Below are 15825 nucleotides of genomic sequence, written 5' to 3' on the forward strand. Positions count from 1 at the left end.
CTGAGGGTAATGTCGTGGGTATGCCTTCGACACTCCCCGCAAAATCGTCCAAGTCTGCCTTTGTTGCACCAACCGCGGATGAGGGCGTCCATGGCCCGTCGGTCGTGCGACAGACCCCCGAAGACATCGCCCGGCGGGAGCTGTGGTCGGAATCAAGTTTCGGGGTTTTTGTGCATTGGGGCGTATCCGCCATCCTCGGTGGCCTGTGGCATGGAAAACATGTCGAAGGGCTGGCTGAATGGATCCAATTTAGGGCCAAAATCCCTCTGGCAGAGTATGCCGAGCTGGCCAAGGACTTCAACCCGGCCGATCTCAATGCACGGGACTGGGTGCGCATGGCCGCAGAAGCAGGGGCCAAGTATTTTGTATACACAGCCAAGCATCATGACGGATTCGCCATGTATCACTCGCAGGCTTCCGCGTACAACGTCGTCGATGCGACGCCGTTTCAGCGCGACCCGTTGGCCGAAATAGCACAAGCATGCGTCGAGTACGGCATCATGCTGGGGGTCTATTATTCCCAAACCATAGACTGGGAAGATCCTGATGCGGTGGGCCCCAGCTGCAACAGCTGGGACTTCGACACCGAAAAGGGAGATTTTCACAGTTACTGGCGTCGCAAGGCGGCCCCGCAGCTGCGTGAAATCCTCAGCAACTACGGCGACATCGGACTGATGTGGTTTGACATGCCCAGTGGCATCCCGGCCGAGTGCGCCCAGGAAGCATTTAGCCTGGTGCGGGAACTGCAGCCAGGCGCCGTCATCAACAGCAGGCTTGGCGGAGGGGTTGACGCCGACTACAACTCCATGGATGACAACTACTTCAACAACTTCCTGCCTGTGAATGCCTGGGAAACGGCTGCCACCACGAATGACAGCTGGGGATTCTCCAAGCTGGCAGCGGGCTGGAAGCCGGTTGCCAGCCTCTGCGAAACTCTGGCGTACACGGTCAGCCGCGGCGGAAACCTTCTGCTTAACGCCGGGCCCGACGCCAGCGGTGCGATCCCAGAAAAAGTTCAGGAGCAGTTCGCGGGCATCGGAACCTGGATGCAGCGGGCTGTATCAGCCATCCGTGGCGCCGGGCCATCGCCCTTTGCCGCCAGCTTTGACTGGGGCTACGTGACTGCCGGCGAATCGTCGGTCTATCTGCACGTTGCCGATCTCGGGAAGCAGGAACTGTCCCTGCGCGGCATTGCGAGCGCACCTGACTCCGTGCGTGATTTGGGCACGGGCACCCTGCTGCCTTTCACCCTGAGCGAAGCCGACGGCAGGGGGCCGCTTCTTACTCTGGAACTCGCTGCGCCCACCGATGAACTGCCGCGAACGATTGAGCTGGCCTTCACCGAGTTGCCGAGAGTCGATCAGAGCATTGTGCAGGTCCCGGGATCACCCCTTCGACTCGATGTGTGGAACGCGGAAACCGGCGCTGGCGAAGCGCTGCGGTGGAACTTCACTATGGCGACCCCCGGCGAGTACCGTGTGGTGCTTTTGAGTAAGGAGACGTTCGGCAACTTCAACCCACAGTGGTGGGCCGATGGCTTGACGGGGACGCTGGAAACGGAAGCCGGGAGTACGCCGTTTACGCTGCGCAGGGACGGCGAAGAGCTTTACCCGATCCTGCACTACTGGAAGGTGGTTCGCAGCGAGATTGGAGTGCTTCACGTGTCCAGGACCGGCCAGCATAAACTGAATATCGAAGATTTGCCGGTTGTTGACTCGAAATGGGACCGCGGCGGAGTGAACATGATCGCGCTGAGGCTTGAGCCAGTCGCATCCGAGGACTAGGTAAGCCCCGACAGACAAATGGTGGGGTGCCGGACCTATGCGCCGTCCCTATACACCATCCCAATTGGGTCCGGTGAACGCCCCCAGCGGATCTGGCTGCCCGGCGGGGGAGCGCAGCGGGCTGTGCTGGCCGGCGCCGGCGACCGGCAGCGCGGCACCATCAAATTCGGGCACTCCGTGCTGCGAGAACCAGCCAGCCATACGCGAACGCAAGCCAACAAGCACGGGGTGGGCGCCGCCGTCGTCCATCAGGTTGTGCCGTTCCCCGGGATCTGCAACCAAGTCATACAACTCGTGCGGGCCGTGCGGGTGGCGGTGGACGTACTTGTGGCTGCGGGTGCGGATCATGCGCACGGGACCGTATTCGTCATACACCACCACGGCGTTTTCAGCCCGGCCGACAGCCTCGGCTGAGTCGTCAGTCGCCTGTAACACCGGGGCAAAGGAGGCGCCCGGGCCGGTCTCGAACGGGGCCGGTTCCAGGCCTGCCAGTTCCAGGATGGTGGCGGGAACGTCATAGGCGGAGAACAGTTCCTCGCGCACCTGGCCGGCAGCGATGCGGCCGGGCCAGTGGAAGATGGCGGGGACCTTGACGGAGGAGTCGTACATGTTTTGCGGGAACGTGCCGTTGCCCTTCCCCCACACGCCGTGATGGCCTGCGTTGAAACCGTTGTCGCTGCTGAAGATGACCAGTGTGTTCTCCGCGATGCCCAGCTTTTCAAGGTGCTCCAGGAGCGAGCCTATGGCGGCGTCCATGGCACTGACGGCGGCAAAGTAACCCACCAAGGCGGCCCGCACATCCGGTTCGCCGCCAATGGCGACGCCGTCCACTGTGGGCTGCCACGGGTGCGGTTCCTCCTGCGGGCAGCTGTCAAAGGCGCAGTCCGCGTACAGGTCTTCAAACTCCGGGGGGTGCTGGCCCTTCCACGGCTTGTGCGGGGCCGTGTAGTTGACCGCGAGGAAAAACGGCTCCTCGCGGGTGGCTTCCCGGTCAAGGAAGGCGTGCGCATCGTCGGTGATGATGTCGGTCAGGTAATCGGTGACTTCCTCCCGCCTGCCATTGCGATACATGGTGGCACCCAAGTAGGGGCTGCCGCCGCCTTCGAGCCCATACCAGTGCACAAATCCCTTCCTCGGCGCATCGTTGGCGCCAAGATGCCATTTTCCGGACAGGCCCATGCGGTAGCCGTGATCGGCGAGGACGTCTGTGAAGATGGCCTGACCGGCCAGGTAGTCCGGGGCCTGGGCTCCCACTTCGACCCCGGTGAGGTAGTCGTGCACGCCGTGTCGGGAGGGAATTTGCCCTGTCATGAGGCTTGCCCGTGCGGGGGAGCAGACGGGGGAGACGCAAAAGAAGTTCTCCAACCGGGTGCCGTCTGCTGCAAGTGCGTCAAGGACGGGCGTGTGGATTTCCTCGTTGCCTGCGCAGCCCAGCGCCCAGGGGCCTTGATCGTCGCTGAGGATGAAGACGATGTTTGGTGCCGCGGGGGACGAGCTGGCCATTGCTGCTCCTTAAAGGGACGGGATGCACTAGAAATACCACGGAACCGGGAGAGGAATAAAGGTGTAGAGCGGATGCTGCCGATCCTCTTGCGGGCATTGTTGGAAAGCGTTTTCCGGCATAGTGTTGATACTAGAGACTTCGATCACCCCGTTGAAAGGCCCACCATGCCCTTGGCATTTTCCACCCTCGGCTGCCCCGGTGCTTCCCTGGCACAGGTCATCGGCATTGCCCGCGAAGCAGGTGCCACTGGCCTGGAGTTGCGCGCCGCAGCCGGTGAATTTATTTACCCAGGCATGGACGCCGCAGCATGCTCCGCAGTGGCCGGCGAGCTGGCCGACGCCGGACTTGAAGTGCTTGCGCTGGCGAGCTACGTCCGTGTGTGTGCTGCCAGCGACGGTACTGTCGCCGTGAGTGTCGCCGACGGTGCCGCCCCTGGTGCGGCCGACGGTGCGGCCGACGGTGCGGCCGTGTATGTCGCCGGCGGTGCCGCCCCTGGTGCGGGGTATCCGGCCGATGCCCAGGCCGGATACCCAGCCGAGGATCCGGTGCTGGCGGAGCTGCTGGCCGCCTTCGACCTTGCCGCCGCACTCTCCACCGGCAACACGGGGCAGGGTGCACAAGTGCGGGTGTTTCCCGGGGCGGGGCTGGAACCGTGCGGGGTGGGGGAGGAGCCGTCGCCCGCCTTGGCTGCCGCCGACCTTCGTGCCGCACGCAGGCTCAACGCCGCTGCCGGGCATGCCCGCGACCTCGGGGTGGGCATCCTGCTGGAAACCCACGACTCGCACCCGCGCGCCTCCGATGTGGCCCGCATCCTGGCCCATGTTGAGGCGGATGCGCCGGTGAAGGTCATTTGGGACCTGATGCACCCGTGGCGCCACGATGAGACGCCCGAGCGGACGGCCGCCCTGCTGACGGAATCGCTGGCCTACGCCCAGTACAAGGACGGCGTGCGGACACCGGACACCCACGACGTGGTGCTCACGCTGCCGGGGGAGGGCCAGCTGCCTTTGCTGCGGATGAACGCCCTCGCAGCCGAAATTGCCGCCATGCAAGGCATTTTCGATCCCTGGGTTTCCCTTGAATGGGAACGGGCCTGGCACCCGGAGCTGCCGCCTGTTGGCCAGGCCCTTGCATCGCTGAAAGCACTCCTTGCTTGACGAATATTTGACGAAGGACACCGTTATGGTCTTTCGCGCCCGGTAATACCGGCAGCGAAAGACCATAACGGTGTCATTGACCGATAGCCCCGGCACACAGCCCCCTGACAATGAGAAGGATCTTCATGCCCGCCACTGACACCACCGGCCAGCCCACCACGCGCCAGCCCACCACTGACACCACCGGCCAGCCCACCACGCGCCGGCCCAACATCATGGTCATCGTCTCCGACGACCACGGCTACGCCGACCGGTCAATCTTGGGTGTGCAGGACGATGTGAGCACCCCCGCAATGGACCGCCTGGCCGCGCAAGGGGTGTCCTATTCCAACGCTTATGTCACGGCACCCATTTGTTCCCCGTCGCGCGCGGGACTGGCCGCCGGCTGCTACCAGCAGCGGTGGGGTGCGCGCTGGTTCACGGACTCGGAGATTTGCCCGCCCCAGGTGCCCACGATTGCCGAATTGTTGCGCGGGGAAGGCTACGCCACCGGCTACTTCGGGAAAGTCCACTACGGCACCGAGCACAGCGGAGACCGCGGCACGCCCCCGCAGCACGGCTACGACGAGTCGTTCTATGGGCTGGCCGGCGAATCCATGGGCCGGCTCAACTACATGCACCACTCCGAAGAGTCGGTGCAGGACTACGGTGAGGCTGCCTTCCCCATGGCCGTCCAGCCGCTGTGGAACGGGGAAGAGCCGCAGGAACTGGAAGGCTTCCTCACGGATGCCATCGGCGAACGGACCCGGCAGTTCGTCGCCGACCATGCAGACACCCCCTTCCTCGCAACCGTTGCGTTCAATGCGGTCCACAACTTTTGCTGGCAGCTGCCGGCGGAAGAGCTGGAGAAGCGCGGACTGCCCGCCTATGGCGACTGGAATCCGGGAGCCGGGGAATACATTGACTGGTACGACGGCGCCATCAGCCCCCACCTGGAAAACGGCCGTGCCTACTATTTGGCGCAGCTGGAATTGATGGATGCACAGATCGGGCTCATCCTGGACCAGCTGGATGAGTTGGGCTTGGCCGAGGACACCCTTGTCATCTACCTGACGGACAATGGCGGCTCCACCTGCAACTACGGTGTCAACTTGCCTTTGCGAGGCACCAAATACACCTTGTGGGAAGGCGGGGTCAGGGTCCCGTTTCTGCTCCGCTGGCCGGGCCACGTCACTGCCGGCGAAACCCGCGCCGGTCTCACCAGCGCCATGGACATTGTGCCCACCGCGCTCGCAGCCGCCGGAGCGGACCCCGCCGTGCATGCCCACTGCGACGGGCTCGACCTGCTGGCCGCAGCTCCTGCGACCCCGGATGCTGCCACGGAAACGGGCGCGGACGGCACACCAACTACTGCCTCCGGCGGCGGACACGAAGTCCTGCACTGGGATTGCGGCTGGCAATGGTCTGTGCGCAAGGGCGACTGGAAGCTGCACTGGGCGGAGCCGGACTCGCCGGTGGCCCAGGCCATCAGGGACGTTGAGCATGCTGAGCCCGGCAGCGGCTACTTCTTGTGCAACTTGGCCGACGACCCGGCAGAGACCACCAACCTCCACGGAACTGAGCCAATCGTGGCGGCCGAGCTCACGGCACTGCATGATGCGTGGGCGGCCAGCATCGCTGGCGGCCGCTCATTGTCAGCGGCCGGCCGCGACTGACCCCAACCGGGCCTGCATGAGGGCCCGGGCCGGGTGACCGTCCGGTCCGCGAGACGGCCCGGACACCATTTCGGGGAGGCTCAGGGCATGTGCGCGTAGATCTCCACCGGAGCCAGCACACCTGCGCGGAACGCGGCCAGGAGGTTGGCGAACTGGATGTTCTGCACACCCTGGGGCCCGCCTCCCGCCATGCTTTGTTCCAGAAACTTGGCGGCTTCCGCCAGCGGAACCTTGGCCTCAAAGTCAACGCTGAACCCGGCTTGGGCCAAGGCATCGCTATATGCCAGCGGCGGCTGCGGGAAGGATGTCGCAGCGGTTTCGGCCCATGGCAGCGGATACTCCTCAACGTCTCCACCCATCAACATGACCTCGTAGATGGCCAAGACGGATCCCGGACGCAGCACGCGGGCGGCCTCGGCGAAAAGGGTGTCCTTGTCCTGGATGTTCATGCCGACGTGGAAGAGCACGGCCGCGTCGAAGGAATCGTTTTCAAAAGGCATCGACAGGGCGCTGCCGTGGGTGAACTCGACCAATTCCGCCAAGCCGGTGCGGCGGGTCAGCGACGTGGCTGCGGCCACAAACTCGGCCGTGAGTTCCAAGCCATGGACCGTGGCACCGAAATGACGGGCCAAATGCCGGGACACGCCGCCCAGTCCCGAACCGATGTCCAGCACCCTGTGGGAGGCGTTGATCCCCGCCCGCTCCGCAACGAGGGACGTGGCCGCGGCGCCGCCAACGTGGAGTTGGTCCATTCCATGCAGATCGGCAATGTCAAAATGCTCCGGGTCGTTGCCCGAAGCAGCAATTTTGGCCAGAATTTGTTCTTCAATCCTGCCGCGACCGTAGTGCGCAGCAACTGACTCCTCGATGCCCATGACGCCTCCGAGCGCTTGGAACTGAATGCCTTGGCAGCGACCCGCTGTTTTTCGATCCTACTCCTGCAAGTCGTCGGGCGCGCGGGGAGCATCCCGGGCGTCCATGATCCTGTAGGCATAACCCTGTTCGGCGAGAAAGCGCTGGCGCTTGGCGGCAAAGTCGGCGTCCACCGTATCGCGGGCAACCAAGGTGTAAAATCGAGCTGTCCGCCCGTCGGTCTTGGGACGCATCAGGCGGCCCAGTCGCTGGGCCTCCTCTTGGCGTGAGCCAAACGCACCGGAGACTTGGATGGCCACAGATGCCTCGGGCAGGTCGATGGAAAAGTTCGCCACTTTGGACACCACAAGGGTGGAAAGGCGTCCCTCCCTGAACTCCCCAAAGAGTCGCTCGCGCTCGGCCACCGGGGTGGTGCCGTTGATCAGCGGCGCGTCCAGCCGGGCAGCCAGTTCATCGAGCTGACCAAGATACTGCCCGATCACCAGGATTTGTTCCCCGGCATGGGCCCGCACCAGTTGCTGGGCAGCCACCGACTTGGCCAGGGACGTGGCACACAGGCGATACTTCTCGCCGTCGTCCGCCGTTGCATAAGCCAGCCGCTCCGAACGCGCCAAATCGACGCGGACCTCCACGCAATCGGCTGGGGCAATGTAGCCCTGGGACTCAATGTCCCTCCACGGCGCGTCGTAGCGCTTGGGCCCGATCAAGGCAAAAACCTCGCCCTCCCGGCCATCCTCGCGCACCAACGTGGCTGTCAGCCCCAGCCTGCGGCGCGCCTGCAGCTCGGCCGTCATGCGGAAGATGGGCGCGGGCAGCAAGTGGACCTCGTCGTAGATGAGCAGCCCCCAGTCGTTTTCGTCCAACAGGTCCAGATGCTGGTAGCTGCCGTGGCGCTTGGTGGTCATGACCTGGTAGGTGGCGATGGTGACGGGCCGAAGTTCCTTCACGGCCCCGGAATATTCGCCAATCTCATTTTCCGTCAGCGTGGTGCGCTTGAGCAGTTCGGCCTTCCACTGCCGTGCGGAGAGGGTGTTGGTGACAAGGATCAGCGTCGTGGTCCCGGCGGCGGCCATTGCCGCGGCGCCCACGATCGTCTTCCCCGCCCCGCACGGCAGCACCACGACGCCGGAACCGCCGGCCCAAAAGTTCTCCACGGCCGTGCGCTGGTACGGGCGCAGCGACCACGGCGCAGCGCCGGTGTTTTCCGTCAGCGCGATCGGATGGGAGGTGCCGTCGACATATCCGGCCAGGTCCTCGGCCGGCCAGCCTGCCTTGAGCAGCAGCGCCTTGAGTTCCCCGCGGGCGGAGCCGTGCACCACCACTGACACGGCATCGATCCGCGGACCCAGCAGCGCGGCAATCTTCTTGCCATGGGCCACCTCCGCCAGGATCAGTTCGTCGTCGCTGCGCAGCACCAGCCCGTGTTGCGGATCCTTTTCCAGCCGCAGGCGTCCATACCGCGCCATGATCTCGGCAATGTCCAGCAGCAGCGCATGCGGCACGGGATAGCGCGAGTACTGCAGGAGTGTGTTCACGACCTGCTCGGCGTCAAGCCCCGCCGCCCGCGCATTCCACAGTCCCAGCGGAGTGATTCGGTAGCTGTGCATGTGCTCCGGGGCCCGCTCCAGCTCGGCAAAGGCGGCTATGGCGTGCCGCGCCTCGGTGGAGTCGGGGTGCGCCACCTCCAACAAAATGGTTTTGTCGCCTTGCACGATCAGGGGCCCCTCAGTCATGCTCGTCCTCCTGCTCTTCGACCGCCGGTTCTGCCGCCACAATGCGATGGATGCTGAAGCGGCGCTCCCGCCCCGTGCCGGGCAAATGCGCCCTGAGCATGCCGGCCTCCAGCGACACCGGCTCGAGCAGCACGCGCTCAACGGTACCCGTGCCGTCCACGGCCTGCAGCAGGATGCGCCCGCCAATCCCCACAGCCTGGCGCAGTTGTTCCATGACCAGGGCCGGCCCAGACTCGCCACCGCCCGTATCCGCCCAGACGGGCCGACTGCGCAGTTGCACAATTTGCGCCTCCGCCTCGGCACGGGTGGCCGCAGTCTGGAGGGTTTCGGGATGCACGGCTTGGGAACGCTTGGCGTCGGGACGTGCGACGTCGGCCGGGAACTTTTGCGCTTTCACCGGCTGTCGCGGGGGAGCCGGGGAGACGACGCTTGGGGTTGTCGCTATGCCGGCCGGGTTTGCCGCGCCGAAGTTGTTGGCCGCGCCTGAGGGGTTGGGAAGGTAGTTGTTGTTGGGAGCAATGGCCGCGCGGGCTGCGGCGCCAATCAAGTAGCCAAGCGATTGTGGTACAGCTGTGCTGCAATGGTGCTGGAGGAAGCTGAGGATCGCATCTTTGTCCATGCCGGAACGGATGGCGACTTCCAGCGACCCCTGGCTGAAGCGGTAAATGCCGGCTGTGCCGTCGCCCTCCGGTATGGCCATGAGTTTTAGTTGGGCCGCCACGGCGGGTGCCAGGAAGCCGGGGGCAACGGCTGTCAGGTCCCCTTGGATGAGGAAATGCTGGATCGGAGCGGGCAGCAGCCCGCCCACGCAGTCGGCGGCACCGTCCCAGTCGGCATTCGCCACGGCGCACCCTGATCCGGACAAGGCGCCGGCGCCGGTGATGCCCAATAGTTCCAGCTCGGCCAAGACGCCCGGCAACTGCGTGGCCATGTGTTCGCTTTGGCGCGGATGCCGCCAGGCCAGAAAAGAGAGCAGCGATGCGGAAGTCGGCGCTGTCGCGGCCGGAGCTGTGGCAGTTGTTGCTGTCGCAGCTAGCGCTGTGGTGGTGGAAGCTGTCGCGGTCGAAGCTGAGGCGGTGGGCATGCAGCCGGCGGGGATCGCGGCGGCGGGTGGATCGCTCAGCTGTGCCAGGGCCAAAACCACGTTGCGTCGCCAGGTTGCAGCGTGCCGGTGCGGCGTGGCCGGTGCCAGCGGCCTGGCGGCCAGCGGTCCGGCAGCCAGTGGCCTGACGGTTTGGGGCGACTGCCGGCCGTTGCCCGGCGCGAAGCCGGCCGCCGACGGCCGGCTGCTGTTCAACCAAGCCTGCACGAGCACGATCCACTGACCGGGACGGTCCAACGCGCTCCACTCGGCTGCCGCAACCCGCCACCGCAGGGCGACGCCATCCAGGGCGATCAGTCCGGCGATGGCGGCAAGCTCCAAGTAGAAGCACAATCGTGCTTCATCGAGCTGAGTGGATTTGGCCAGCGTTCGCAGGCCGCGGACGCCCACGGCACCGCCGCGCAAGGAGTCAATACCGGCCGCAGAGGCACAGTCGAGCAATGTGGCCATGCCGCGCAGGAGCATGTCGATGGCAGCCGCCGAGGCGTTGTCCCTGATCCGCAAGCGCACCGTGAGGGGCTCGGGCGGCGGGAGGAGCGGCGGCACTTCCGCAGCGAAGCCGCCGCCCAAGACTGGTGCCACGGCGGCGAGGGGGAGGAAATGGTGAGCACCGGCGTCGTGCCCCAATGGCCTGTGGGCCGGGGAAACCTGCACGACAAGGGCAAGATCATGCAGCGCGGGCAGGAAACGGCGGTGGCTGGGGGAGTGGGCCCCGACAACAAACCCGGCCAGCGTCTGCAACTGCAGGACGTTGAGCCGGTCCAGGGCGAGGTTGATGCTGGTTCTCATGGACAGTCGCGCGGCCAAGGCGGCGAAGTCGGGCACCGGCGGGGTCATGGCATCAGGGCGCAGCTGCAACAGGCGCAGCAGCTCCGCGTCGGAACGGCCCGACAATTCCGTAGCCAAAGCGGCCAAAGCGGCCATGGGTGGGGGAGGGAAAGTCAGAGCCGGCGCCGGATGGCCACTGAGCGCAGGACGCTGGCGCCCATCATGAAAAATGCTGCGGGCATGGCGAGCATGGCGATCCAATTGAACCCGGGCCACGGCGTACCGCCTGCCCATTTGCCGCCCAACACCACGATCAGGCAAATAAGTGCTGCAAACGCCAAGGCCATGGCCGTGTAGTTGAAAATCTGCCATCCGCGGTGCACGGTTTGCGGGGCAGAAAAATGCTGGCTCATGAACACAACGCTAACAGCGGACAGGTTCGGCACAAAGCCGCGGAAGTTTCGCCAACACGGTAACCTATAAGCGAGTAGGGCTGCACAAACCGTGGCTGAAGGCACCGGCCGAACAAATCACGGCCTCGTCAACGGCGAGCACGTTTAGCGCAGGCACAGGACACGGCTCGCCAGAACAAGACCTTTAAGGGGTAAAGCAAGTGCCAATCGGCAAAGTGAAGTGGTACGACAACGAAAAGGGCTTCGGCATCATTGCTGCCGACGACGGCCGTGAAGTTTTCCTGCGCGCCAATGCCCTGCCTGCGGATGCTGTTGAGATCAAGCCCGGAATGCGCATGGAGTTCGGTGTCGCCGACGGGCGCAAGGGTGCCCAGGCCATGGCCGCGAAGATCCTTGATCGCAGCGCGTCCGTGGCCAAGGCCAAGCGGATGCCCGCACGTGACCTGGCCCCTATTGTGCAGGACCTGGTCTCCTTGCTTGAAAGCTCCGTGGGACCCCTGACCAACGGCAAGTATCCTGACGGCGACGCGAGCAAGATTGCCGCTGCGCTGCGCAAGGTTGCCGACAACTTCGACGCGTAACGGTGCCCATCATGACCGAACTTTCCGGCGAATCCGCCGCCTCCTCCGCCCCCATCGAAGCATCGCGCCCCGGAGTTCCCGTCTGGCGGTTGGGAAAGCCCGATGCCATCCTCGCTGCCGATGCGGCCACTGCCCGTACTGCTGTGCAGGAGATCGCCGGCCCGGACGACATCGGGGCCCATCTCGGCGCCCGCAGCGAAGGCATCAGGTGCGTGACGCACTTGTTTGAGTCGAAAAAGCCCGGATACCAGGGCTGGGTATGGTTTGCCTCGTTGTCAAGGGTGGCCCGCGGCAAGGGTTCCACTGTCAATGAAGTGGGCCTGCTCCCCACCAACGACTCCGTCCTGGCCCCGGCTTGGGTGCCGTGGTCAGAGCGCGTGCTGCCAGAGGACCGGGAAGCCGACGCGCAACAGGCGGCTGCCGCCGGGTCCGCTGCAGGGACTGGTGAAGAGCCTGCACCGGACGAAACCGCACCGGCCGACGCTGCGACGGCCGAGGACTCCAACTAAATCCAGTTGCACTCGATCGGGACAAGGACCGCCGCTGACTGGTTTTTACCGAGGGTCTGCATGTTATTTCTGGACATAACCGAGTGGGCCCCGCCGGAAACGGGCGGGGCCCACTCGTTTACTGGCAGAATCTTTTAGAGGTTTTCGATCACGTAGTCGATGCACTTGGTCAGCGCCGTGATGTCGTCGGGCTCGATGGCCACGAAGGTGGCGATGCGGAGCTGGTTGCGGCCCAGCTTGCGGTACGGTTCCGTGTCCACGATGCCGTTGGCGCGCAGCACCTTGGCGACGGCGGCAGCGTCCACCGACTCGTCAAAGTCGATCGTGACAATGACGTTGGAGCGGTCTGCCGGGTCGACGACGAACGGGCTGGCCACGTTGGAGGCTTCAGCCCACGAGTACAGGCGACCGGCGGAGTCGGCCGTGCGGGCCGAGGCAAACTCGAGTCCGCCGCTGGCGTTGAGCCACTGGACCTGGTTGTTGAGCGTGACAAGAGTGGAAAGCGCAGGGGTGTTGTACGTCTGGTTCTTCAAGGAGTTGTCGATGGCGGTGTTGAGGTTCAGGAAGTCCGGAACCCAGCGGTTGGAGGCGCCAATGCGCGCTGCCCGCTCCAGCGCTGCTGGAGAGAACAGGCCAAGCCACAGTCCGCCGTCGGACGCGAAGTTCTTCTGCGGCGCGAAGTAGTAAACGTCGCTCTCACGCACATCCACGGCCAGGCCGCCGGCTGCGGAGGTCGCGTCGATCAGCACCAGGGCGCCGTCGTCTGCACCTGCAACGCGCTGCACCGGGGCGGCAACCCCCGTTGAAGTTTCATTCTGCGGCCAGGCGTAGGCGTCCACTCCGGCCTCGGCCACTGCGACGGGGCGGGTGCCCGGCTCGGCCTTGAGGATGGAGGAGGCGTCAAGGAACGGGGCGTTGTTGGTGGCGGAGGCAAACTTGGAGCCGAACTCGCCAAAGGAAAGATGCTGGGCCTTGTTCTCCACCAGGCCAAACGAAGCAACGTCCCAGAACGCGGTGGATCCGCCAACACCCAGGATAACTTCGTAGTCGTCCGGGGCGCCAAAGAAGTTCTTGAGGCCGCTGCGAACGTCGCCCACAAGGTTCTTCACGGGAGCCTGGCGGTGCGAGGTCCCTAGGAGTGTGGATCCGGCTTCGGAGAGCGCCGTGATCTGCTCGGATCGAACTTTGGAGGGACCTGCGCCGAAACGGCCGTCGGCCGGGCGCAAGTTGGCGGGGATGGTGAGGGGCGTGGATTCGCTCACGAGTTGCTCCAAAAATTAAGCGATGGAAGGTGTTTGGTGCCAAGGGCTGGTTTCAATTCTGCCGCAGATGCGGCCTCAAGAGAAAAATGTGCCAGCCGGAGGAATTTTCATGACCTGCCAAGAGTTCCGCAGAGTGGAGTTGTTTCCTCGGATCGTGGCGATCAGGATAACGTAGGCACCAAGAGAGTTGCTCTAGAATCTTGCCCAATTACCGGAGGTTGCTGACATGGCTGATCTGATTGACACGACCGAAATGTACTTGCGGACCATCCTGGAGTTGGAGGAAGAGAACATTGTGGCCCTGCGTGCCCGCATCGCGGAGCGGTTGCACCACTCTGGCCCCACCGTCTCCCAAACCATTGGGCGCATGGAACGTGACGGGCTCGTCATCGTTTCCGGCGACAGGCACCTTGAACTGACGCCGGAAGGCCGCAGCAAGGCGACGCGCGTCATGCGCAAGCACCGCCTCGCAGAGCGGCTCCTCGCTGACGTGATCGGCTTGGACTGGGCCTATGTGCATGAGGAAGCCTGCCGTTGGGAGCATGTGATGAGCGAACGCGTTGAGCAGCGCCTCTTTGACCTGTTGGGCAAGCCGGAGGAATCACCGTACGGCAACCCGATTCCCGGACTTGAAGAGCTGGGAGGCGAAGTTGCCCCCGTTTTTGCCGCTGGGCTGCAGACGCTTGTCAATGCCATGGGAACTTACTCGGCCGGGCAGGAAGTGGTCATCCATCGCCTTTCAGAGCGCATCCAGGTGGAGCCGGAGCTGTTGGCGCAGCTCGATGAGGGCGGATTGCGCCCCGGTGCCAGGATCTCCCTGGAACGGGTGGGGGAGTACATTTCCGTTCGCGTGCCCGGCATTGAAGGGGCCTTGGAACTGCCCCCCGAGGTTGCCTCCCACATTTTTGTTTCCATGAGTTAGATCACACGCAAAGATCCCGGAAACCCGCAGGATCCGCACTATGCTTGATGAGCGGTTATTGACAAGCCAGATCACGGAGTTATCACGTTTACCGCATGTACCGTATAGTAACAATCTGACGCCGTAATCAAAGCGTTACCATCCTGCGACACCGAACCTTGCCTTCGCAGACTGGTCATTCATCACTGAGGCAAGGGCGGAGGAACCACATTCGGCAGACAATCCAGTCTGCCTTGGGGTGAAGTCCTCGCTTGAAAAGCACAGCACTTTCTGACGCATTCCATTCGGCTGCGCCATGGATGCCCCTGTGCCAAGAGCGTGGACCGGAGAACAGAAACACTCTCAGATCCGAATCCGACAGCTAACTTCGCAGGTGCTTTACAGAGAGGTTATTTGTGTCAGATGTTAAACTGCGGGGACGCCGTCGTGCGTCGTCGCCGGCAACTCACGAGCTTTCGGCAAACCCCGGAAGTCGTCGTGAAGCCCTGGCTGCAGAACGTGCAAAATCAGCGTCCAGCATTTCAGTGGCTCAGTTGCTGCGTACTGGTGCAGCCAGCGGTGCAGGCCAAAAAGTGGGTGTGGCCATGGCCGCAACGGGCTTGGTCCTGGCAGTTACCCTGCCTTCGGCCCAGAGCCTCGAGACCGTCCAGATTGAGCCTATCGCCGCTGCTTCAGTGGAAACTGTTGTCTCCGCGGGCGCCGAGATACCCATTGCCTTTGCTGCCCCGGAGATCGCCAGTGAACTGAACCCTGACGGCCACCTCAAGGAAGCCTTGAAGGTCAACGCGGCCAATGTCGCCCCCCAGGCGGCCAAGGGAACCCTCTCCGCGCCCCTGAAGGAGATGGTGACAAGCTCGCCGTTCGGTGGACGAATCAATCCGATCACGGGACAGATGGGCGAGCAGCACACGGGGCAGGACTTTGCCATTGCGTGCGGCAACCTGGTGTTCTCAGCCGCCGGCGGCACTGTGAGCTTCGCAGGCTGGCACAGCTACGGCGGAGGCAACCGAGTGGTCGTGGATCACGGCAACGGCCTCTCAACGTCGTACAACCACATGAGTGAGATCAGCGTCAAGGTGGGCCAGAAGGTCGATCGCGGCACGCAGGTTGGCCTCAGCGGCACAACTGGAGCCTCCACCGGCTGCCACCTGCACTTCGAAGTGATTGTGGACGACGAAACCGTCGATCCCATCGACTGGCTTTAATCCCTCCACAGGCCATATTTAGTTACGACTTAGTCACACGACCGTGACCTGAACGTGACATTGGAAAAAATCTGTTGTACCGTCGTAACCGCGTCTACTTCCAATAAAGGTGACGCCCTTGAGTGGATTGCCTAGCTCTGCCACTGCTCATGGTCCGTTCGCATCAATTCGTCTGGCAGAGGCGGGGGAACCAAGAATCGGACTTCGCATCACGTCGAAGTCCTTGGGGTGAAGCCGCGACACGTTACACACACAAAAGATCAAACGATCTATTTATGTGCCATGACGTGGAGCGGCCGGGTGACTCCCATCCGAATCCGACAGCTTACCTCGCAGGCATTGGGAGAGGAAACCTTT

Annotated in this window: 13 protein-coding genes and 2 riboswitches; of the genes, 7 read left to right on the forward strand and 6 right to left on the reverse strand. The window is 63.8% G+C overall.

The window, feature by feature from the left end:
• Nucleotides 1-20: 20 nt before the first annotated feature.
• Entirely contained in the window at nt 21-1784 is a 1764-nt protein-coding gene (locus QMG25_RS14575) for an alpha-L-fucosidase (RefSeq protein WP_283461441.1), read from the forward strand.
• Nucleotides 1785-1832: 48 nt separating this feature from the next.
• On the opposite strand, the gene QMG25_RS14580 is transcribed toward QMG25_RS14575, so the two are convergent.
• Entirely contained in the window at nt 1833-3287 is a 1455-nt protein-coding gene (locus QMG25_RS14580; RefSeq protein ID WP_283461443.1) for a sulfatase family protein, read from the reverse strand.
• A 165-nt stretch (nt 3288-3452) separates the two neighbouring features.
• On the opposite strand from QMG25_RS14580, the gene QMG25_RS14585 reads away from it, so the two are divergent.
• Both QMG25_RS14585 and QMG25_RS14590 read left to right on the forward strand, forming a co-directional pair.
• On the forward strand, nt 3453-4445 hold the full coding sequence (locus QMG25_RS14585) for a sugar phosphate isomerase/epimerase family protein (protein ID WP_283461445.1): 993 nt from the start codon (nt 3453-3455) through the stop codon (nt 4443-4445).
• 125 nt (nt 4446-4570) lie between these two features.
• Entirely contained in the window at nt 4571-6100 is a 1530-nt protein-coding gene (locus QMG25_RS14590) for a sulfatase family protein (RefSeq protein ID WP_283461447.1), read from the forward strand.
• Nucleotides 6101-6180: 80 nt separating this feature from the next.
• On the opposite strand, the gene QMG25_RS14595 is transcribed toward QMG25_RS14590, so the two are convergent.
• Genes QMG25_RS14595 through QMG25_RS14610 form a run of 4 tightly spaced genes read right to left on the reverse strand, consistent with a single transcriptional unit; the run spans nt 6181 to nt 10989 of the window.
• Nucleotides 6181-6975 carry a class I SAM-dependent methyltransferase gene (locus QMG25_RS14595; protein ID WP_283461449.1) on the reverse strand — a complete coding sequence of 265 codons (795 nt, stop codon included), beginning with the start codon at nt 6973-6975 and terminating at the stop codon, nt 6181-6183.
• A gap of 57 nt (nt 6976-7032) precedes the next feature.
• A complete protein-coding gene (locus QMG25_RS14600) occupies nt 7033-8706 on the reverse strand; it encodes a DNA repair helicase XPB (protein WP_283461451.1) in 1674 nt (557 codons plus the stop codon).
• Nucleotides 8699-10732, reverse strand: a complete 2034-nt coding sequence (locus QMG25_RS14605; protein ID WP_283461453.1) for a helicase-associated domain-containing protein — start codon at nt 10730-10732, stop codon at nt 8699-8701. Before QMG25_RS14605 ends, QMG25_RS14600 begins: the two co-directional genes overlap by 8 nt.
• 17 nt (nt 10733-10749) lie before the next feature.
• Entirely contained in the window at nt 10750-10989 is a 240-nt protein-coding gene (locus tag QMG25_RS14610) for a hypothetical protein (protein WP_283461455.1), read from the reverse strand.
• A gap of 200 nt (nt 10990-11189) precedes the next feature.
• Here QMG25_RS14610 and QMG25_RS14615 point away from each other — a divergent pair, with 200 nt between their 5' ends.
• Both QMG25_RS14615 and QMG25_RS14620 read left to right on the forward strand, forming a co-directional pair.
• Nucleotides 11190-11570 (forward strand): cold-shock protein, encoded by a 381-nt coding sequence (locus QMG25_RS14615; RefSeq protein WP_283461457.1) that lies wholly within the window; start codon nt 11190-11192, stop codon nt 11568-11570.
• An 11-nt stretch (nt 11571-11581) separates the two neighbouring features.
• Nucleotides 11582-12079 (forward strand): DUF3027 domain-containing protein, encoded by a 498-nt coding sequence (locus QMG25_RS14620; RefSeq protein WP_283461459.1) that lies wholly within the window; start codon nt 11582-11584, stop codon nt 12077-12079.
• Nucleotides 12080-12213: 134 nt separating this feature from the next.
• Here QMG25_RS14620 and serC read toward each other — a convergent pair whose 3' ends face one another.
• Nucleotides 12214-13341 (reverse strand): phosphoserine transaminase, encoded by a 1128-nt coding sequence (gene serC, locus QMG25_RS14625; RefSeq protein WP_283461460.1) that lies wholly within the window; start codon nt 13339-13341, stop codon nt 12214-12216.
• 226 nt (nt 13342-13567) lie between these two features.
• On the opposite strand from serC, the gene QMG25_RS14630 reads away from it, so the two are divergent.
• Together QMG25_RS14630 and QMG25_RS14635 are read left to right on the forward strand one after the other, a co-directional pair.
• Nucleotides 13568-14263, forward strand: a complete 696-nt coding sequence (locus tag QMG25_RS14630; protein WP_283461462.1) for an iron-dependent transcriptional repressor DtxR — start codon at nt 13568-13570, stop codon at nt 14261-14263.
• A 173-nt stretch (nt 14264-14436) separates the two neighbouring features.
• Nucleotides 14437-14654: riboswitch (cyclic di-AMP (ydaO/yuaA leader) on the forward strand.
• A gap of 133 nt (nt 14655-14787) precedes the next feature.
• On the forward strand, nt 14788-15468 hold the full coding sequence (locus tag QMG25_RS14635; RefSeq protein ID WP_283461464.1) for a M23 family metallopeptidase: 681 nt from the start codon (nt 14788-14790) through the stop codon (nt 15466-15468).
• A gap of 149 nt (nt 15469-15617) precedes the next feature.
• Nucleotides 15618-15821, forward strand: a riboswitch (cyclic di-AMP (ydaO/yuaA leader).
• The last annotated feature ends 4 nt before the right edge of the window (nt 15822-15825 follow it).

Origin of the sequence: Arthrobacter sp. H35-D1, assembly GCF_030063185.1 — a bacterium.
Classification (GTDB): Bacteria; Actinomycetota; Actinomycetes; order Actinomycetales; family Micrococcaceae; genus Specibacter.